This window comes from Vibrio marinisediminis, from assembly GCF_014050145.1.
Lineage (GTDB): Bacteria > Pseudomonadota > Gammaproteobacteria > Enterobacterales > Vibrionaceae > Vibrio > Vibrio marinisediminis.
Genome location: NZ_JACFYF010000002.1, coordinates 343,215 through 363,570 on the forward strand (window position 1 = coordinate 343,215; position 20,356 = coordinate 363,570).

At 44.8% G+C, this 20,356-nt stretch carries 18 protein-coding genes; 3 read left to right on the forward strand and 15 right to left on the reverse strand.

Translation table 11 applies throughout. The features are described 5' to 3' along the window. Positions 1-41: 41 nt before the first annotated feature. The 8 genes from fabF to yceD all read right to left on the reverse strand — a co-directional run bounded on the left by fabF (position 42) and on the right by yceD (position 6,400). Positions 42-1,283, reverse strand: coding sequence for a beta-ketoacyl-ACP synthase II (gene fabF / locus H2O73_RS05755; RefSeq protein WP_182107522.1), 1,242 nt, complete (start codon positions 1,281-1,283; stop codon positions 42-44). Positions 1,284-1,381: 98 nt separating this feature from the next. After that, positions 1,382-1,615 (reverse strand): acyl carrier protein, encoded by a 234-nt coding sequence (acpP, locus tag H2O73_RS05760; RefSeq protein WP_004406112.1) that lies wholly within the window; start codon positions 1,613-1,615, stop codon positions 1,382-1,384. A gap of 236 nt (positions 1,616-1,851) precedes the next feature. After that, complete coding sequence (gene fabG, locus H2O73_RS05765) at positions 1,852-2,586, reverse strand: 3-oxoacyl-ACP reductase FabG (protein WP_182107882.1); 735 nt, start codon at positions 2,584-2,586, stop codon at positions 1,852-1,854. Between the two features lie 51 nt (positions 2,587-2,637). Then, a complete protein-coding gene (gene fabD, locus H2O73_RS05770; RefSeq protein WP_182107523.1) occupies positions 2,638-3,561 on the reverse strand; it encodes an ACP S-malonyltransferase in 924 nt (307 codons plus the stop codon). Between the two features lie 115 nt (positions 3,562-3,676). After that, entirely contained in the window at positions 3,677-4,630 is a 954-nt protein-coding gene (locus H2O73_RS05775; protein ID WP_182107525.1) for a beta-ketoacyl-ACP synthase III, read from the reverse strand. Between the two features lie 5 nt (positions 4,631-4,635). Then, positions 4,636-5,661: a phosphate acyltransferase PlsX gene (gene plsX, locus H2O73_RS05780; RefSeq protein WP_182107527.1), complete on the reverse strand. Its 1,026-nt coding sequence runs from the start codon at positions 5,659-5,661 to the stop codon at positions 4,636-4,638. A gap of 9 nt (positions 5,662-5,670) precedes the next feature. After that, positions 5,671-5,841: a 50S ribosomal protein L32 gene (gene rpmF, locus H2O73_RS05785; RefSeq protein WP_004737376.1), complete on the reverse strand. Its 171-nt coding sequence runs from the start codon at positions 5,839-5,841 to the stop codon at positions 5,671-5,673. Between the two features lie 31 nt (positions 5,842-5,872). Next, positions 5,873-6,400, reverse strand: coding sequence for a 23S rRNA accumulation protein YceD (gene yceD, locus H2O73_RS05790; RefSeq protein ID WP_182107528.1), 528 nt, complete (start codon positions 6,398-6,400; stop codon positions 5,873-5,875). A 148-nt stretch (positions 6,401-6,548) separates the two neighbouring features. Between yceD and H2O73_RS05795 the strand changes: the two genes are divergently transcribed. Beyond that, positions 6,549-7,130, forward strand: a complete 582-nt coding sequence (locus tag H2O73_RS05795; protein WP_182107530.1) for a Maf family protein — start codon at positions 6,549-6,551, stop codon at positions 7,128-7,130. Positions 7,131-7,195: 65 nt separating this feature from the next. Here the strand turns inward: H2O73_RS05795 and rluC are convergent, their stop codons facing one another. Continuing rightward, complete coding sequence (rluC, locus tag H2O73_RS05800) at positions 7,196-8,140, reverse strand: 23S rRNA pseudouridine(955/2504/2580) synthase RluC (protein ID WP_182107532.1); 945 nt, start codon at positions 8,138-8,140, stop codon at positions 7,196-7,198. A 551-nt stretch (positions 8,141-8,691) separates the two neighbouring features. Here rluC and rne point away from each other — a divergent pair. Next, a complete protein-coding gene (gene rne / locus H2O73_RS05805) occupies positions 8,692-11,742 on the forward strand; it encodes a ribonuclease E (RefSeq protein WP_182107534.1) in 3,051 nt (1,016 codons plus the stop codon). Positions 11,743-12,005: 263 nt separating this feature from the next. Beyond that, positions 12,006-13,565, forward strand: coding sequence for a SulP family inorganic anion transporter (locus H2O73_RS05810; protein WP_182107536.1), 1,560 nt, complete (start codon positions 12,006-12,008; stop codon positions 13,563-13,565). Between the two features lie 184 nt (positions 13,566-13,749). Here the strand turns inward: H2O73_RS05810 and H2O73_RS05815 are convergent, their stop codons facing one another. The 6 genes from H2O73_RS05815 to H2O73_RS05840 all read right to left on the reverse strand — a co-directional run bounded on the left by H2O73_RS05815 (position 13,750) and on the right by H2O73_RS05840 (position 20,337). After that, positions 13,750-15,228, reverse strand: a complete 1,479-nt coding sequence (locus H2O73_RS05815) for a DEAD/DEAH box helicase (RefSeq protein WP_182107538.1) — start codon at positions 15,226-15,228, stop codon at positions 13,750-13,752. Between the two features lie 306 nt (positions 15,229-15,534). Further along, positions 15,535-16,653: a ribonuclease D gene (gene rnd / locus H2O73_RS05820; RefSeq protein ID WP_182107540.1), complete on the reverse strand. Its 1,119-nt coding sequence runs from the start codon at positions 16,651-16,653 to the stop codon at positions 15,535-15,537. Positions 16,654-16,724: 71 nt separating this feature from the next. Then, positions 16,725-18,428 carry a long-chain-fatty-acid--CoA ligase FadD gene (fadD, locus tag H2O73_RS05825; protein WP_182107542.1) on the reverse strand — a complete coding sequence of 568 codons (1,704 nt, stop codon included), beginning with the start codon at positions 18,426-18,428 and terminating at the stop codon, positions 16,725-16,727. A 130-nt stretch (positions 18,429-18,558) separates the two neighbouring features. After that, positions 18,559-19,404 (reverse strand): alpha/beta hydrolase, encoded by an 846-nt coding sequence (locus H2O73_RS05830; protein ID WP_182107544.1) that lies wholly within the window; start codon positions 19,402-19,404, stop codon positions 18,559-18,561. Next, complete coding sequence (locus H2O73_RS05835; RefSeq protein ID WP_182107546.1) at positions 19,404-19,961, reverse strand: Slp family lipoprotein; 558 nt, start codon at positions 19,959-19,961, stop codon at positions 19,404-19,406. Before H2O73_RS05835 ends, H2O73_RS05830 begins: the two co-directional genes overlap by 1 nt. Before the next feature lie 73 nt (positions 19,962-20,034). Continuing rightward, positions 20,035-20,337, reverse strand: a complete 303-nt coding sequence (locus tag H2O73_RS05840) for a chromosome partitioning protein ParA (RefSeq protein WP_182107548.1) — start codon at positions 20,335-20,337, stop codon at positions 20,035-20,037. Positions 20,338-20,356 lie beyond the last annotated feature (19 nt).

The following is a 20,356-nucleotide window of genomic DNA, read 5'->3' on the forward strand; positions in this document are numbered from 1 at the left end:
CCAAAAGCATTAAGCCGTTTTATCACAAATCCGTTTCTCGATTAAATCTTTTTGAAGACTAGAGAACCGTTAGTACCACCGAAACCAAAAGAGTTACAGATAGCGTATTCCATATCGACTTTCTTAGCCGTATGAGGAACAAGATCGATATCCAAACCTTCTTCTGGGTTGTCTAAGTTGATCGTTGGTGGAACGATTTGGTCAACAAGAGACAAAACAGTGATGATCGCTTCAACTGAACCCGCTGCACCTAGAAGGTGACCTGTCATAGATTTAGTTGACGATACTTTAACTTGTTTAGCACCCTCTTCACCAAGAGCACGTTTAACACCTTTGATTTCAGCTACATCGCCTGCTGGCGTTGATGTACCGTGAGCATTTACGTAACCAACTTGAGTACCTACGATACCTGCGTCACGCATTGCTGCTTCCATCGCTAGTGCACCACCTGACCCATCTTCACTTGGTGAAGTCATGTGGTAAGCGTCGCCAGACATACCAAAGCCAACAAGCTCCGCGTAAATCTTAGCACCGCGTGCTTTTGCGTGTTCGTACTCTTCAAGTACCATCATGCCAGCACCGTCACCTAGTACGAAACCGTCACGATCTTTATCCCATGGACGAGATGCTTTCTGAGGCTCATCGTTACGAGTAGACAGTGCTTTCGCAGCACCAAACCCAGCCATGCCGAGTGGCGTAGAAGCTTTCTCTGAGCCACCCGCTACCATTGCATCGGCATCACCGTAAGCAATCATACGCGCAGCGTGACCGATGTTGTGTAGACCTGTCGTACATGCAGTCGAGATAGCTATATTAGGACCACGAAGACCACGCATGATAGAGAGGTTACCTGCAACCATGTTTACGATAGTTGAAGGAACGAAGAATGGGCTAACTTTGCGAGGGCCTTTGTTAACCAGTGCAGTATGACCAGTTTCAATTAAATCAAGACCGCCGATACCCGAACCGATTGCAACACCAACACGTGGTGCGTTTTCTTCGTTAATTTGTAAGCCTGAATCGTCTAGAGCTTGAATACCAGCAGCGACACCGTATTGGATAAACAAATCCATTTTACGAGCGTCTTTCTTAGACATGTACTCTTCGCAGTTGAAATCTTTGACTAGACCTGCAAAGCGAGTAGAGAAATTAGTAGCATCAAAGTGTTCGATATTAACGATGCCACTTTGACCTTCTAGCAGGGCCTTCCATGATGATTCTACAGTGTTGCCTACCGGTGACAACATACCCATGCCAGTGACAACAACACGACGCTTGGACACGATTTTATTCTCCGGAAATGAAATGAAATGATTCTATGAGATATATAGAAGAGTTATAAAAAAACTCAGGCGGCCAGAAGGCCGCCTGGGGGGAGATATTACTGAGCGCTGTTCACGTAGTCGATTGCAGCTTGAACAGTAGTGATCTTCTCAGCTTCTTCGTCTGGAATCTCAGTGTCGAATTCTTCTTCTAGAGCCATTACTAGTTCAACAGTGTCTAGAGAATCAGCACCTAGATCATCAACAAATGAAGCTTCGTTTTTAACTTCTGCTTCGTCTACACCTAGCTGTTCAACAATGATTTTCTTTACGCGTTCTTCGATGTTGCTCATTTTTTCTTTTCCTTTACAGATTTCGCTCAATGCGATAGTTCCGTAGTTTATTAGAACTATTGAAAGTTGCAAGTGGGACCTTGCTGGTCAAACCACAATTTTAGCGATTTTAACCGAAATTCAATACATTTTTGACTTATATCATGCACAAATCTTGTGCAAGCTAATAGCAAGTTTTACAGTTTTACTGGGAAAACCTTACAAGTTCGCCGCTCTTTCATGTATAAACTCAGCTATTAAACCATATACATGCCGCCGTTAACATGCAAAGTTTCACCTGTGATGTATGCCGCTTCTGGAGATGCTAAAAATGCAACAGCTGAAGCAATTTCACGAGGATCACCCAAACGACCGGCTGGAACGTTCGCAAGTGTTGCAGCACGTTGGTCATCATTCAAAGCTTTAGTCATATCAGTTTCGATAAAACCAGGAGCAACAGTGTTAACCGTTACACCACGTGAAGCCACTTCACGTGCCATCGACTTAGTAAAACCAATGACGCCTGCTTTCGCTGCTGCGTAGTTTGTTTGACCCGCATTACCCATAGTGCCCACGACTGAGCCTACATTAATGATACGACCTGCACGCTTTTTCATCATGCCACGCAGTACTGCTTTAGACATGCGGAAGATAGGCGTTAAGTTCGTGTCGATGATGTCATTCCATTCGTCATCTTTCATACGCATTAATAGATTATCGCGTGTGATACCAGCATTGTTCACTAGAATATCAATCACACCAAACTCATCATTAATGGTCTTAAGTGTCGCTTCGATAGACTCAACGTCAGTCACATTAAGCGCTAAACCTTTACCGTTAGCACCAAGGTATTCACTGATTGCCGCTGCACCACTTTCAGAAGTAGCAGTACCAATCACGGTTGCACCGCGCTCAACAAGCAGTTCAGCGATAGCACGACCAATACCACGGCTTGCGCCAGTTACTAGGGCAATTTTGCCTTCTAGATTCATCATTTCTTTGCGTTCCTTTTGCTTTATCGCGAGCCGATTACTGACCGGCTATTACTTAGCGGCTTCAAGTGAAGCAACATCATTAACAGCAGCAGCATCTAGCGATTTAACGATACGTTTAGTCAGACCGGTAAGAACTTTACCCGGACCAACTTCAAGCAGTTTCTCAACACCTTGCTCGCTCATAAGCTGCACGCTCTCAGTCCAACGAACTGGGCTGTATAGTTGACGAACAAGTGCAAGCTTGATTTTTGCAGGGTCAGTCTCTGCAGCCACATCAACGTTGTTGATCACTGGCAACTGAGGTGTATTAAATTCAATTTCTTCTAGTGCGACTGCCAGCTTATCCGCTGCAGGTTTCATCAACGCACAGTGTGAAGGCACTGAAACAGGAAGAGGAAGAGCACGTTTTGCGCCAGCTTCTTTACATAGCACACCCGCACGTTCAACGGCGTCTTTGCTACCCGCGATAACCACTTGACCAGGCGAGTTAAAGTTAACTGGAGAAACCACTTCACCTTGAGCTGCATCTTCACACGCTTTAGCAATCGCTGCGTCATCTAGACCGATGATTGCGTACATAGCACCCGTACCCGCTGGTACTGCCTCTTGCATTAATTGACCACGAAGCTCAACCAATTTAATTGCTTGTTTAAAGTCAATAACGCCAGCACATACAAGCGCTGAGTATTCACCTAGGCTGTGACCTGCTAAGTTCGCTGGTTGCTCAAGACCGAGTTCTTGCCATACACGCCAAATAGCTACTGAAGTCGCTAATAGTGCAGGTTGAGTACGGAAAGTTTGATTTAGGTCTTCTGCTGGTCCGTTTTGAACCAACGCCCAAAGGTCATAACCAAGAGCTTCAGAAGCCTCTGCAAAAGTTTGTTTAACTACGTCATATTGTTCGCCAAGCTCTGCAAGCATACCAACTGCTTGTGAACCTTGACCTGGAAATACGATAGCAAACTTGCTCATGTTCTTTTCCTTAAAACAAAGATAATTGATACCGATGCCATCGCTATCTAGGTTGAGATGCTCGCACCGGTATGAAAAGACGCACCGAAGTGCATCTTAAATTAAATTCTAATTTTTAGAATTTCACCAGGGCAGAACCCCAAGTGAAACCGCCACCAAACGCTTCCAATAGAAGTGTTTGACCACGTTTGATACGACCATCACGAACCGCTTCATCAAGAGCCGTCGGAACGGTTGCCGCTGATGTATTACCGTGACGGTCTAAAGTCACAACCACTTGATCAAGTGACATTGACAACTTCTTCGCTGTCGCAGAAATAATGCGATAGTTGGCTTGATGTGGAACTAACCAATCTAGCTCAGATTTATGCATGTTATTGGCTTCTAGCGTATCTTTTACTAGTTTCGATAACTGTGTTACCGCCACTTTAAAGACTTCGTTACCCGCCATATGCAGCCATTTGTCCGCTTCTGTTCCATCGCGAGAGGCAACAGGTAGACTTAATAAATCGCCAAATGCACCGTCAGCATTAATATGGGTAGAAATAATGCCTGGCTCTTCGCTTGCACCAACAACCACTGCGCCCGCGCCATCACCAAACAGGATAATGGTCGAACGGTCAGTTGGATCGCATGTTTTCGACAAAGCGTCAGCACCAATGACCAGCACGTTTTTACACATACCCGTTTTAATATGCTGGTCAGCAACAGAAAGTGCATAAACGAAACCAGAACATGCAGCCGCTAAATCAAATGCTGGACAGCCTTTGATCTCTAGCTTTGCTTGTACCTGACACGCAGACGAAGGAAATGTATGACTACCACTTGTCGTAGCCAAAATAATCAAATCAATGTCGTTTTTATCAATACCGGCCATTTCAATCGCATTGACAGCTGCGAGATAGCCCATGTCGGCAACAGTTTCGTTTTCAGCAGCGATGCGGCGCTCTTTAATACCAGTACGCGCAACAATCCACTCATCAGATGTATCTACCATTTTCTCTAAGTCTGCGTTAGTACGCACTTGAGATGGCAAGTAGCTGCCAGTACCTAAAATTTTGCTAAACATGAAGACTAATAATGCCTCTCGAGTAAAACCGCTTCCAAACGATCGCTTATACGGCTGGGTACTTGTCGTTTGACCTCGTGTAGGGCTTCGCCAATGGCATTAACGACCGCCTCTACATCTGCACTTCCGTGGCTTTTGATTACAATGCCGCGCAATCCTAGCAAACTTGCACCGTTATACTGGTCGGGGTTCAATGTTTTTAGTTCATTAATTAACCCAGAAAACAGTTTTCTTGCTATCCAACCCTTTATAGATGAGGCCATCATGTAAGTTTTCAACTTATCTATAAAAAGCTGGGCTGTGCCTTCGCTGGTTTTCAAGCAGATATTGCCGACAAAACCATCACAGACCACAACATCAGCATAGTCGTGAAAAAGCTGGTTACCTTCAATATAACCAATAAAGTTCACCGACTCAGTGTTTGATAACATTTCTGCACAGCGTTTGACAAGATCATTGCCTTTAATTTCTTCCGCGCCGATATTTAAAATTGCGACGCGTGGCGGGCGATCTAGATATTGCTCAGCTAATGCACTGCCCATGACTGCAAATTGAAATAGAGAATCGGCGTCACTCGACACATTTGCACCTAAATCCAGCATCCAAGTTCGGTTGCCAGATACGGTAGGTAATGCCGAAATCAACGCAGGGCGCTCAATACCAGGTAATAGCTTAAGACGAAAACGAGACAAAGCCATCAGAGCACCAGTATTGCCGGCACTGACGCAGGCATCAGCTTGTCCAACAGAGACAAGGTCGATCGCTCGTCCCATGGAACTGTTCTGTCCGTTTCGAAGTGCTAGAGAAGGTTTTTCTGAATTTGAGATCACTCGGTCACAGTGTTTAATGCTCAGCCGAGCATCTACCTGATAACCAAGAGAGGATAATTGAGTTGTGATCGAAGTCCGATCACCTATTAAGATTACTTTTAGCTCTGGGAAATGCGACAGTGCCTGCACGGCGGCAGGCACTGTTACGCGAGGACCGAAGTCTCCGCCCATTGCATCAAGTGCAACGGTAATATTTTGCAAAGGTCAACCTTACTTGTTGATAACCTTTTTGCCGCGGTAGAAACCTTCGGCAGTCACGTTGTGACGTAGGTGAGTTTCACCTGAAGTTGCGTCTACAGAAAGTGCAGCTGTAGTTAGAGCATCGTGTGAACGACGCATGCCACGCATTGAACGTGATTTCTTGCTCTTTTGTACGGCCATTGACCCTACTCCTATGTAAATTCTTAAAGAATTACTTCTTTAAGCTTTTTAAAACATCAAATGGATTCGGTTTTTTCTCTTCCTCAATTTCTTCAGGAAGATCACCAAACACCATATTATTCGAGTTAACGCTACAGTCAGCGTCGTCGTGCATTGCTACTTGTGGCAATCCAAGGATGAACTCGTCTTCAACTAGTTGAATCAGGTCTAACTCACCGTACTCGTTTAGATCTACCAAATCGTACTCTTCCGGTGCTTCCTCTTCACTCTTCTCGCTGTAGACAGGAGTATAAGTGAATTGGACATCGCACTGATGTGCGAAAACCTCATTACAACGTTGACACTCTAAATCAACTTCGACGTTAGCTTTACCAGAGATAACGACGAGTCGCTGTTCATCAAGCCCAAATGACAATGAGACTTGCGCGTCACGTTTTACGCCTTCAGTTGCTTCACTTAAACGCTTAAAAAGACTGGATTGAATGATGCCATTTATATCTAGTCGTTTTTGAGCTGTTCGCGCAGGATCAACTGTTCGCGGTATTTTTACCTTTTGCATAGGGCGCAAATTCTATCTTCCAAATTGTTTAGAGTCAAAGAAAAAGGGTAAAAAGTTGTACTTTTTTTCCTTTCTGCTGCGAAGGCTAGGCTAGCGACCATAACTTCGATTATGCTGCTTACCAAGCATGATTCGATTGTAAATTAAAATGACAAATTACCAACTAGTTTTAGCTTCTACGTCACCTTTTAGGCAGCAATTGCTCAATAAATTAGCAATACCCTTTATAACGGCCGATCCTGAATTTGATGAAACCCCATTCGAAGCAGAGTCTCCGATGGCTTTAGTGCAAAGATTAGCGATAGGTAAAGCACAGTCTTGCCAAGTCAGTAAAGAGAGCTTAATTATCGGTAGTGATCAAGTCTGTGTCATTGATGGTCAAATCATTGGCAAGCCGCACACTCGAGAAAAAGCCATTGAGCAGCTCATGCGCCAAAGTGGACAAAGTATTACCTTTTACACAGGGTTAGCGCTCTACAACACGGTAACAAAGAAGACAGAAAGCAAGCTTGATACCTTTGTCGTCCATTTTCGCCAACTGACACAGCAACAGATTGAATCTTACGTTGATAAAGAGCAGCCTTTTTATTGTGCAGGCAGTTTTAAAAGTGAAGGGCTTGGTATAGCGCTGTTTGAACGTCTGGAAGGTAAAGATCCAAATACACTGATTGGACTACCATTGATCGATCTCGTTGACATGCTGAGCTCACAAGGCATGAATGTTTTATAGCGTATTGATATAAAAACAAAAAGCGCAACCTCGATGGCTGCGCTTATCTCAAACAACAGTATAAACTACTGCTTTCTCAAGCCAGACAAGGCTTTTTCCAACTTGGTACCCATTGGGGCATTAATTTCCATCCACTCTTCGGTACCAGGGTGAACAAATTTAATGTTTGCGGCATGTAGAAACAGACGATCAAGCCCTACTTTTGCCGTATAAGCATCAAAACGACGGTCACCATAACGGTCATCCCATGCAATTGGGTGACCTGTATATTGAGCATGAACACGGATTTGATGCGTTCTGCCAGTAATTGGACTGGCTTGAACTAACGTTGCTTGCGCAAACTTCTCCATCACCTTAAAACGCGTCTCTGATGGCTTACCATTTGGATTAACACGTACAATACTATTCACTTCATTTTTCAATAATGGCGCGTTTACCACTTTACAACTTGGCTTCCACTCACCCATGACCAACGCGAAATAGTATTTTTGCACTGTCTTCTCGCGAAACTGAGCTTGAAGATGACGAAGTGCTGAGCGCTTCTTAGCGACCAATAAAATACCTGACGTATCGCGGTCAATACGGTGAACCAACTCTAAAAAACGAGCTTGAGGGCGTAAGGCACGCAACGCCTCAATAGCGCCAAATTTAAGTCCACTGCCGCCATGAACAGCAGTACCAGAAGGCTTATTTAGGATTAACATATGATCGTCTTCAAAGATGATCATATTTTCTAGTTCAGCAACCTTGCTTAACTTGGTGCTCGGCGCAACTTCTTCCGCTTTTTCTTCCATAGTGACTGGAGGAATTCGCACAACATCACCGTCTTGCAGCTTATATTCTGCTTTGACACGTTTTTTGTTCACTCGCACCTCTCCTTTACGAAGAATGCGATAAACCATGCTTTTCGGGATACTTTTCAGATGGTTGCGTAGAAAGTTATCAATACGCTGGCCAGCCATATCTGAATCTATGTCGACAAACTGGACTTGGGTTCTAATTTCACTCATGAGGCTATTCTATCATTCAAAACTGCGCAATTTCACATTTTCTTCGCAACAAGCGCTCAGTTTACTTGTTTTCAGCCGCGCTACGAACGCTTTTTCCTATACTCATTTATAAAAAGGATATTATCCTGAGCAAAGTTACGAAAAAACAATACGTTAATGAGGGCGAAATCAGATAATTTATCGTTTTATTATAAAGCAGATTGCTGTGGTTAGTGGGTACTGCTATAGTTCACACCTGCAAAGATTGATTTGGTTGACTTTTGTACTAACCAAACCGTCGGAGCTAAAAATGAGTAGATTGCCGATAAATAGAAAGTGCAGCACACGGCGTAAGACCTTTCGAACATTAGCTACTTGTTGCTCTACTCGTCACCTTTCACGTTGAGTATATTCCGCCGACATCGCGGCTCACCAGCCAAAGCTTGTGAGAACTGGAGTGCCCCAGAGCATCCCTCCAGCCGGGAGGCTGCACCGTATAAACCATGGGATCTGGCGCCGTGAAAGAAAAACTTAGCAGCAAGCACACAAAAGAATGACAACGAGATTATTAAATGAAAAGAATGCTAATCAACGCAACTCAAAAAGAGGAGTTGCGCGTTGCTTTAGTGGACGGTCAGCGCTTATTCGATTTAGATATTGAAAGCCCAGGTCACGAATCCAAAAAAGCAAATATCTACAAAGGACGTATCACTCGAATCGAACCTAGTCTTGAAGCTGCCTTCGTTGACTACGGCGCAGAAAGACACGGTTTCCTCCCTCTAAAAGAAATTGCCCGCGAATATTTCCCTGAAGGTTACACATATCAAGGTCGTCCAAGCATTAAAGAAGTGCTAACGGAAGGTCAAGAAGTAATCGTACAAGTGGAAAAAGAAGAACGTGGCAGCAAAGGCGCTGCACTTACTACGTTCATCTCTCTTGCTGGTAGCTATCTTGTTCTTATGCCTAATAACCCTCGTGCTGGCGGTATTTCTCGTCGTATCGAAGGTGATGAACGTACCCAGCTAAAAGCAGCACTAAGCACCCTTGAACTGCCGCAAGGCATGGGTCTTATTGTTCGTACTGCAGGTGTAGGTAAAAGTGCGGAAGAACTAGAGTGGGACTTGAACGTTCTTCTAAACCATTGGGGTGCAATCAAACAAGCGTCTGATTCAAACCCGGCTCCTTTCCTAATTCACCAAGAAAGTAACGTCATCGTTCGTGCGATTCGTGACTACTTGCGTCGTGATATTGGCGAAATCCTAATCGACAGCAACACGATGTACGAACGTGCTCTTGATCATATTCGTCTAGTGCGTCCTGATTTCGTCAGCCGCGTTAAGAAGTACGATGGTGAAGTGCCACTATTTAGCCACTACCAAATCGAAAGCCAAATCGAATCAGCGTTCCAACGCGAAGTTCGCTTGCCTTCTGGTGGCTCAATCGTTATCGACCCTACTGAAGCGCTTACTTCAATCGATATCAACTCTGCTCGCGCAACTAAAGGCGGCGATATCGAAGAAACAGCACTGAATACTAACCTAGAAGCAGCCGATGAGATCGCTCGTCAGCTACGTCTACGTGACCTTGGCGGTCTAGTGGTTATCGACTTTATCGATATGACACCGATTCGCCACCAACGTGAAGTTGAAAACCGTCTGCGTGATGCTGTTCGTATGGACCGTGCTCGCGTTCAAATCGGTCGTATTTCTCGCTTCGGTCTACTTGAAATGTCGCGTCAGCGTCTAAGCCCGTCGCTAGCAGAAGCAAGCCACCATATTTGCCCTCGCTGTACTGGTACTGGCGTGATTCGTGATAACGAATCTCTAGCGCTATCCGTTCTTCGTTTAATTGAAGAAGAAGCGTTAAAAGACAATACCGCACAAGTGCTTGCTGTTGTACCGGTACCAATCGCGTCTTACCTATTGAACGAAAAACGTCGTTCAGTTAATCACATCGAACGTAATCAAGAAGTTAAGATTACAGTGGTTCCTAATTCTGATATGGAAACACCACACTTCGAAGTGGTTCGAGTACGCGAAGGTGAAGAAGTTAATTTGCTTTCTTACCTAGTACCTAAAAAGCTTGAATCGATGAAAGAAGCTGAAGGCAAAGAAGTGCCTGATGCTGAATACAAACCGAAGAAGATTGAAGAGCCTGCACTAAAAGGCTTTGCTGCTCCTGCACAATCAGCACCGGCGCCAGCTCCAGCACCTGTAGCGGCTCCTGTTGCAAAAGCCCCAACAGCAAAAGCTAAAGTGGCGGTAGAAGAAGCAAAAGAAGATCAACCAGGTCTATTCAGCCGCTTCTTCAAAGCTCTAGGTGACTTTATTTTTGGTTCTGACAAGCAAGAAGAACCGAAGAAAGAAGAAACAATTGAGCAAGAAAGACCAAATCGCAACAATCGCAATCGTCGTAACAATCGTAATGATCGCAACAACCGCGATCGTAATGACCAACGTCGCCGCAACAATCGCGATGGTAATCGTGACGGCAACCGCGACAATACTCGTGATGACAAGCGCGACGACAAACGTAAACCTGTTGTACGTGACGACGCGAACGCTGAGCAAAAACCGGCAGAACGCAAGCAGCAGAACCGCAAACCTAAGCAAGAACAACGTCGTAATAAACGCGATGAAGTGAAACCAAGCAAGGTAGCAGAAGAAGGCTTGAAACTGGCAGCGGAAGCTCATGGCGATAAAGCCGATGTTCGCAGCGAAGAAAAAGTTGTTAAAGTAAAAGAGCGTCGTCAACGTCGTAAGCTGAACAAGCAAATACGCGTAAAAGACCAACAAGCGAAAACTGACGTTGTTGAAGAAACATTAGTTGCACAAGCGGTTGAAACTGTCGTAGAAGCACCAATTACGGTAGAGCCAACAGTTGAAGCAACAAGCAACAACAACGATGAGCAAGAAGGTAAACAACGCCGTAACCGTCGTTCACCACGTCACCTTCGTGCAAGTGGTCAACGTCGTCGTCGCGGTCGTGATCGTCGCCCTAACCCATTCCGCCTACGTAAAGGTGGTGTTGCCTCTCCAGAGATGGCTATGGGTAAAGTGATGCCTCGCTACGACTTGGCACAACCGACTCACCAACCTAAACCAGTAACAGAGCCAAAAATTGAACAGCATGTTGAACAGCCAATCGCTGAAGCAACAAATGTACTAGGTGGCTACGCTTTCCCTGAGATGGCAATGGGTAAAGTTATTATCCGTCGCGAAGCGCCTGTTGTTGTAGAACCAGAGGTTGTCGTTGAAGCTCCAGCTGTTGAAGTTGCTGAACAAGCTACCCCAGTAGTTGAAACGGTTGAAACACCAGTTGAAGTGGCTGAGCCAGTTGTTGAAACCATTACTGAAGAAGTCGTCGTAGAAGAGACGGTTGAACCTGTAGTTGTTGAAGCGAAAGTTGAGCAACCGGTACAAGCTGCTACTGAACCAGCGGTGCAAACACTGAAGGCTCATGCGAGTGCGCCAATGGCTAAAGCACCAGGTACGCAAGAACTAAAAGAAATCACTATCAATGCTGCTCCTATGCGCGCTGAACGTTACCAAGCTAAAGGTGCTGGTAGCCAAGTCGCAACAAGTAAAGCAGGCGCAGGAATGACGAAACCATCAGGTTTCTAATATTCCAGCCAACTCTTAAAGGCTGCTAGTAATAGCAGCCTTTTCTTTATCTATCCGCGCAGCTCTAACTCCTAACTATATATTTTTTATATCGGTTAACATCTGGTTCATTCTTGAACTTAATCACAGTTTTAGGTAGCATGCGCCGACTCGAACTGAATTAATGACTTCGTCACTTTGCTCTTTTATATTTCATTTTGCTCCAGTGACCACTCAATATTAAATTCAGAATAGTTTTAAACACTTAGCCTAACTGAGCAAATATGTTTGAATTTCCACAATTTTCGAAACACTCCGTAAAAAACGACGTGTTGTCCGGTCTAACCGTAGCACTCGCGCTTGTTCCTGAAGCCGTAGCATTCGCATTCGTAGCCGGTGTTGACCCTATGGTTGGTCTATACGCAGCATTCATCGTTGGCCTTATCACTTCTATCTTCGGCGGTCGCCCTGGTATGATCTCTGGTGCTACTGGTGCGATGGCAGTTGTCATGGTGAGCCTTGTTGCAACACACGGTGTTCAATACCTATTCGCTGCGATTTTGCTGGCTGGTATCCTACAGATAACGGCTGGTCTGTTTAAGCTGGGTAAGTTTATTCGAATGGTCCCACACCCAGTAATGATTGGCTTTGTAAATGGCTTGGCGATTGTTATTTTCCTAGCTCAGCTTGGTCAGTTTAAAGGACCCGATCTTAGCGGTGTATTAACTTGGTTACCAAGCGATCAGCTATTCCTAATGCTTGGTTTAGTCGCGCTAACCATGGCAATCATCCACTTCTTACCTAAGTTCACAACCGCGATACCATCATCTTTGGTTGCTATCGTAACGGTTACTGCTCTTGTGGTTGGCTTAGACCTAGAAACGCGTACAGTTGTTGACTTCCTAAGAACAATGTCTGGTGATGAAGCAGCAACACTTGCTGGTACTTTACCAACATTCTCTATCCCTGAAGTACCGTTTACGCTTGAAACTCTACAGATCATTTTGCCATACGCTATTATCCTTGCGGCAATCGGCTTGATTGAGTCTCTACTAACACTGACAGTACTTGACGAAATGACCAACTCGCGTGGTCAATCTAACCGTGAATGTATGGGTCAAGGTCTGGCTAACATCACTTGTTCCGTCTTCGGTGCAATGGGTGGTTGTGCAATGATTGGTCAATCAATGATCAACATAAACTCAGGTGGTCGTGGTCGTCTATCCGGTATTGTTGCCGCAATCATGCTACTCGTCTTTATTCTTTTCGCATCGTCGCTGATTGAAATGATCCCACTAGCAGCGCTAGTTGGTGTAATGTTCATGGTTGTAATTGGCACGTTCGAGTGGGCAACATTCAAACTCGCTCGCCGTGTACCTAAGAAAGATTTCTTTGTTATTGTTCTCGTAACCATCGTAACTGTTCTGACCGATCTTGCGGTCGCGGTAGCCGTTGGTGTGATTGCATCTGCACTGATGTTTGCTTGGGACCACGCTAAGCACATCTACGCATCAAGCAAAATCAATGAAGAAGGTTCAAAGGTATACCACGTACATGGTCCTATCTTCTTCGGTAGTGCAGCAAACTTCCTTGAGTTGTTTAACCCGAAAGAAGATCCGAGTGACGTTATTGTCGACTTCGCCAACTCTCGTGTGACTGACCACTCAGCCATCGAAGCGATTGAGACATTAGCAGAGCGCTATACTGCTGTCGGTAAAACTCTGCATCTGCGCCATTTGAGCCAAGATTGCCGAGCGCTACTCGTAAAAGCGGGCAGCCTAGTAGAGATTAACGTCAAAGAAGACCCGAGCTACAAGGTCGCTACCGATGTTCTAGCTGGCTAAATCTCTCATTGAAAATTCTTTCAAAAAGCTTCCTTCGGGAAGCTTTTTTTTCCCCACAAACGCACTCATTACCACCTATCTCAGAGAGACAACGTTTACAGCTCATTTGTCAGGCACAAAAAAACCAGTGAACAGTCACTGGTTTTTAGTTTTAACTCAATATTGTTTTAGCCGTACTATTCTATTAACCACGGTTTGCATTAGCGGGACGAGGCTTGCGATTTTGCTGTGGCTTACCCGCTGTCGCCGGTTTATTGTTACTACGAGTACGATTGGCATTGTTTCCGCCGTTACTACCCGACTTCGCGTTTGGCTTATTCTGTCCATTACCTTTTGGTTTATCACCTTGAGGCTTTTTCGCGTCGTCATTTCGCGGACCAAAATGACGTTTATTTTTGCCAGCAGGTTTATGACCACGAGCATTATCACCAGAGCGCTGACCATCAGCATGTTCCGTTCTTGGCTTCTTCGGTTTTTTAGGCTTCTTGGCTTTAATTGGACGAGTATCCAATACCGATTCTGGTAGTGTATTTGTCGGTTTGAAACCTTCTAGCTCAAGGCGAGGTAACACAGTTTGGATCAAACGTTCAATACCAAACAGCTCCGCAGCTTCATCAGCACATACTAGCGAAATAGCTTTACCAACTTCACCTGCACGACCAGTACGACCGATACGGTGTACATAGTCTTCTGATACGTGTGGAATTTCGAAGTTCACCACCTGAGGTAACTGAGGGATATCAATACCACGAGCTGCAATATCCGTCGCAACCAAGACACGAACCTGACCCGATTTAAAGTCAGCTAATGCTTTAGTACGAGCCCCTTGGCTCTTGTTACCGTGAATTGGTGCAGCGGTAATGCCTTCATTATTTAGATAGAAGGCAAGACGGTTAGCACCGTGCTTAGTACGGCTAAATACCAGCACTTGACGCCAATCACCATCTTTAATCAACTTAACCAGCATCGGCGCTTTTTGGCGCTTATCTGCTGGGTAAATGAATTGCTCGATGGTCGTCGCAGTTGAGTTTGCAGTGCTGACTGAAATCTCAACTGGATTGTTCACTAGCCCTTTCGCTAACTCACGAATTTCATTAGAAAACGTCGCAGAAAATAGTAGGTTCTGACGATTTTTTGGCAGCAAGTCTAGAATTTTGCGGATATCACGAATAAAGCCCATATCAAGCATACGGTCAGCTTCATCTAGAACCAAAACTTCAAGCTGAGAAAACTTCACCGCATTTTGGTTGTAAAGATCCATTAGGCGACCCGGTGTTGCCACCAGCACATCTACGCCTCGGCTTAGCTTAACCATTTGTGGGTTAATTTTAACGCCACCAAAAACCACTGCAGAATTCAACTTAAGGTAACGGCTATAGTTGTGCACGTTTTCATGAACTTGAGCCGCAAGTTCACGAGTTGGAGTTAGAATCAAAGCACGAACATGGTTGTTCTTCACTCGAGGACCGTTACTTAGACGCTCAAGGATCGGCAAGGTAAAGCCCGCAGTTTTACCTGTGCCCGTCTGGGCTGCTGCCATAACATCCTGCCCTTCAAGTATCGCAGGGATAGCCTTTGCTTGGATTGGCGAAGGTGTATCGTAGCCTTGTTCTTGAACAGCTTTAAGGATCGGAGCAGAAAGAGCGAGCGAGGTAAAACCCATATATTAGATTCTCAATAAGTAGTGGTTCATGCCGAGCCCTTTCAATAATTTGGCTCGGATAGAAAAGTGCGACATTCTGAGGCTTTTGCCTAACTGTAGCAACAAATCAATGACGGTAAGATGCGAAAAGTATTCGCTAATGAAGCTAGCAAAATAACAAAGTGGGCTAAGCCACTATTATTTCTCTATTTTCTGATTTTTCAGCCACCAGCAAAGCTTTAGCATCCGTAAATTTTTGCTGGCTAAAATACAAAGGCTGGGTCATTCCCCAGCCTCCTTATTTCTATATATTATTGCCAAATAGTGTTACTTAATATGCTTGTTTAACTTTTCACCCAGCAATTCAAGGCGCCAGCCTTGCATTACATCAGGTAGTTTGTCTTGGTCGCGCTGACGCTTCCATACCCAACTAATGATGCTATTGAGTTGCTTTTTAGAGGCAAGGAACTCCGTAGCTAAGCCACTGCTGTCGGATGCTTTTTTCACCTCATCTTTCAGCACTTTAAACAATTGCTTGTAACCCGGCTTATCCATCAAACGTTCGATTGTTTCTGGATATTGATCCACAGGTGTTGCTTTCGCCGCTTTGACCAATGAGATAATGCGAGCGCTATGACGCTGGGCAGAGCGAGGGTCGACACCCTCTTGCTCCATTTGATGGCGGTTTTGAATACCCAATCGAGCAACGGTTAACAAGTCGTTCTCTTTAAAAACAAAGTTCAAGGCGAGATCACGACGAACCGCTTCTTTATAACGCCAAGTTGCCAATGGTTTCAATATTGCCAACGCTTTCGGTCTTAACTGCCATGCGCCTTTAATTTCCAAGTAGGCATTGTCAGCATCAACGGTTTTAATACGTTTTGACGCAATCAGAGCGCACTCTTGTTGAGCCGCTTGCCACCAACCGGCTTGTTCTACTTGTGCCAGTAACTTTTCGTAGAGCGGCTTGAGGTAGTATACGTCAGCGGCAGCATAATCAAGCTGCTTCTGAGTTAATGGGCGTGCCATCCAATCGGTGCGTGATTCACTCTTATCGAGTGCCACACCTAAGTTAGCTTCAACAAGAGCAGCAAAGCCTGTCGATAAACCGTTACCTAAAAATGCTGCCATGATTTGCGTATCAACCATAGGTTGAGGCAAACAGCCAAAGCTATTAAAGAACACTTCCAAATCTTCACCGCAAGCATGCAGTACCTTCATCACTGACGTATCTTTGAGTAGCTCAACAAATGCCGTCATGTCGTCGATTTCAAGCGGATCAATCAAAGACAGAGTCTCACCGTCAAACAACTGAATCAAACCCAGTTGTGGGTAAAAGGTGCGCGTGCGAACAAACTCAGTGTCGAGCATCACAGCATCAACATTTCGAGCTTTTTGACAAACGGTGGCTAGCTCTGCGCTTTGGGTAATAATTTGATAGTTCACTTAATTCTCGCATTAAAAATGCCGGCATGGTTAGCCGGCATTCTATCACTAATCAACTTGCACTGCTTGGCTTACTCAGCTTTCGCTTCAGCCTTGCTTGCTAAAATGGCATCGTTCTCTTCACGAAGTACGCGTCGAAGAATTTTACCGACGTTAGTTTTTGGTAAATCATCTTTAAACTCAACCAGTTTCGGGATCTTATAACCGGTAAGATGTTGGCGACAGTGAGCGATCACTTCATCTTTAGTTAAGCTAGGATCGCGTTTCACCACATAAAGTTTAACGATTTCGCCCGATATTTCATGAGTTTGACCAATTGCTGCCACCTCTAGCACTTTACCGTGTAGAGAAACCACATCTTCAATTTCATTTGGGTAGACGTTAAAGCCTGAAACCAAGATCATATCTTTTTTGCGGTCAACAATATGCAGCAAACCTTCATCGTCAAACTTAACGATATCACCAGTAGATAACCAACCATCTTCTGTAAGAACTTCTTTGGTCGCTTCAGTACGCTGCCAGTAGCCTTGCATCACCTGAGGTCCACGAACTTGTAGTTCGCCAACTTCACTATTTGGTAGCGGGTTACCTTCTTCATCGACAATACGTACATCTGTAGAAGGAACAGGCAAACCAATCGCACCAGTGTAATCGGTTAGATCGTAAGGGTTACCCGTTACAAGCGGTGCACATTCCGTTAGACCATAGCCTTCTAACAAGTGGATACCTGTAATTTTCTTCCACTTCTCAGCAACACCACGTTGCACTGCCATACCACCACCCACTGACAACTTCATGCGACTAAAGTCCAGTTCATGGAAGTCTTCATTGTTTACCAAAGCATTAAACAGAGTATTAACACCCGTCACCGCAGTAAATGGGTATTTTTGCAGCTCTTTGATAAAGCCCGGAATATCACGAGGGTTGGTGATCAGTAAGTTGGCACCACCAATTTCAATAAACAGTAAACAGTTCACTGTCAGTGCAAATACATGGTAGAGCGGTAATGCTGTGACGACTAACTCGCGACCTTCAGAGAGTACTGGACCGTAAGCACCTTTCGCTTGCAGTACGTTAGCCACCATATTGCGGTGAGTAAGAATAGCACCTTTAGCCACACCCGTTGTACCACCGGTGTACTGTAGGAAGGCAATATCATCACCGGTCATAAATGGTTTAACGTATTGCAGACGTCGACCTTTATGCAGTGCTTTACGCATTGAAATAGCGCCCGGCAAATCGTACTTAGGTACCATGCCTTTCACGTACTTCACCACGAAATCAACAATCGTGCCTTTCGCACGAGGTAACATTTGACCAAGGCTAGTCAGTACCACATGTTTAACTGGCGTATTCTCTACCACTTGCTCAAGTGTATTGGCAAAGTTAGAAACGATAACGATCGCTTTCGCGCCCGAATCATTCAATTGATGCTCAAGCTCACGTGGCGTGTAAAGAGGATTCACGTTAACCGCTATTAAACCGGCTCGCAATACACCAAACAATGCGACTGGGTATTGCAATAGGTTAGGCATCATCAAAGCGACACGGTCGCCTTTTTTCAGTTTCAGGTCATTTTGTAGGTACGCGGCAAAAGCACGACTGCGCTCTTCCAGTTTACGGAAGGTCATGACCGAGCCCATATTCATAAATGCTGGCTGATCAGCGTATTTTTGTACTGATTGCTCAAACATTTCCACCAAAGATGGATATTGGTCTGGGTTGATGTGCTCAGGCACTTCGCTTGGATAACGAGATAACCAAGGTTTATCCACGATACTACTCCTCGAATTAGGCAGGTATTGTAATCCGCAACTTAGCGTCTCAACGTACGATATAGCACGTCATTCATGCTGTATTACAACACAGGCTAAGTGTTCGAGCACCTAATGCTCAAACACTTGTTTAAATTTTGTTAACTAAAGCAAAAATTTGTTGCGCGGTAACCGTCGGCTGCTGCAAATGGCAGTGATGTCCACCTTCAATGTAGACAACGTCAGCTAAAGTGTCGCCATCTTGCTGTAAGTGTGCATAGCCTTTATCCCCCAAAATAATGCGTTGAGGGCAACAAATGTTCTGGCGAATCTCTTCTGCGTGAGCAAAGGACATTCGATATAGCGAATCACTTTGTAACTTTACATCGTGTCTTAAACGCCAACCTTGCGGCGATGCCTCGCTGCCTCTTAAAACAATGGGGGCTATTTGCTCCGCCATCAGTTGATTAAGCGACGCCCTGCGATCAATCATCTCATCTAATGAAGCAAATTCACGGCTAGGTTTACTGCGAACACGGTGACGGCTTTTGATTCCATCACGCAATCTTTTAACACTGTTTTTGCTCAATTCAGCAAGTGGACCATTGCCTTCAATTTGAATCAAACCCGCCACTTGCTCTGGAAAGGCGGCACTATAACAACTTGCAATCAAAGCACCAAGAGAATGTCCTACTAATAACAACTTGTTTGGTGAAAGATTAAGCAAAAACTGATGAACATCATCGATATAGTCATGGAATGGGTAATAATTGTTTGCAAGCTTATGGCTAGACAAGCCATGACCTGGAAGATCGATGGCGCACAAATGAAGCTGAGGTGTGAGTTGATGGAGTTGTTCCATAACCGTCGCAAAACTGGCTGCATTATCTAACCAGCCATGCAAAAATACCACGCTGCAGTCAGCACTATGGGCATGACCGATTTCTCTAGCAGCAATAAAGCCATCCAAAAGTGTGTATCGGGAATCTCTAACCATTACTTAACGTCTTGAATCACTCTGCCTTGGCGGGTACTGGAATGAATATCGCGGCAATAGAGACCTCGACATGGGTAGATATAGCTGCCAGTTTCGTTGATGATGACTCGCTCTTCAATACGCCACAAACGATAACCGTCAACCAACATAACGGGAAAGTCATATTCATACTCGCCCACAGGCGCAACCTCACTACCGCTCGATTGTCCCAATAGAGTAATCAGACGTCCTTGAGAAAAAGTGACCGGATCTTCAAACCCCTTGATATATGCCACAAAGCGACCTTTAGGCTCTTGGTTGATATCCGGTTTACCTGATGAACCAATCGGTAAATTAACCACTTCTATCCGTGTGCGATCATCTAGATTGTTGACACTCGCAATCACGCCACCCAAACGAACATCAACACTATGGTTGAGTTGCTGTTGCCACGTTGGGTAATCGGTAATGATATTGGGATTATCTGAAGCCAGCTCCTGAGGGAGTGAGGAGCAGGCGGTAAGAGCCACTAATGCAACTGTACCAATCGCTGATTTTATAAAGCGCTTAAAGATCATAGGTTTTATACACCTTCTAGAGCCATTTATCGTAAATTGAGTAGCGTGTTCGCCAAACACGAGACGGACAACATCATATATAAATATCGACACCAAGCATTTGGATCAGTTCATCACGCTTGGCTTGATTCATCACACTCATATACTCTTCCAGCGCTTTTCGGCTACGCCCTTCAGGTAGATCGTAGTGGATCTGTGCTTTTTCAATATCAGCTTGTTGAACATGGCGAATAGTATGCGCAACCGCGTTGGCTACCTTAGAAGGCTGCCCAACATCTTGCTTTTGCTGTGATTTTCTTACCTCATTCTTCTTGCTAACTCGGTTGGTTTTACTCGAGCCAGGTATTGAAGCAGGTAAGCCATTAATTGAGACCATACTATTCGCTTTTTAACTG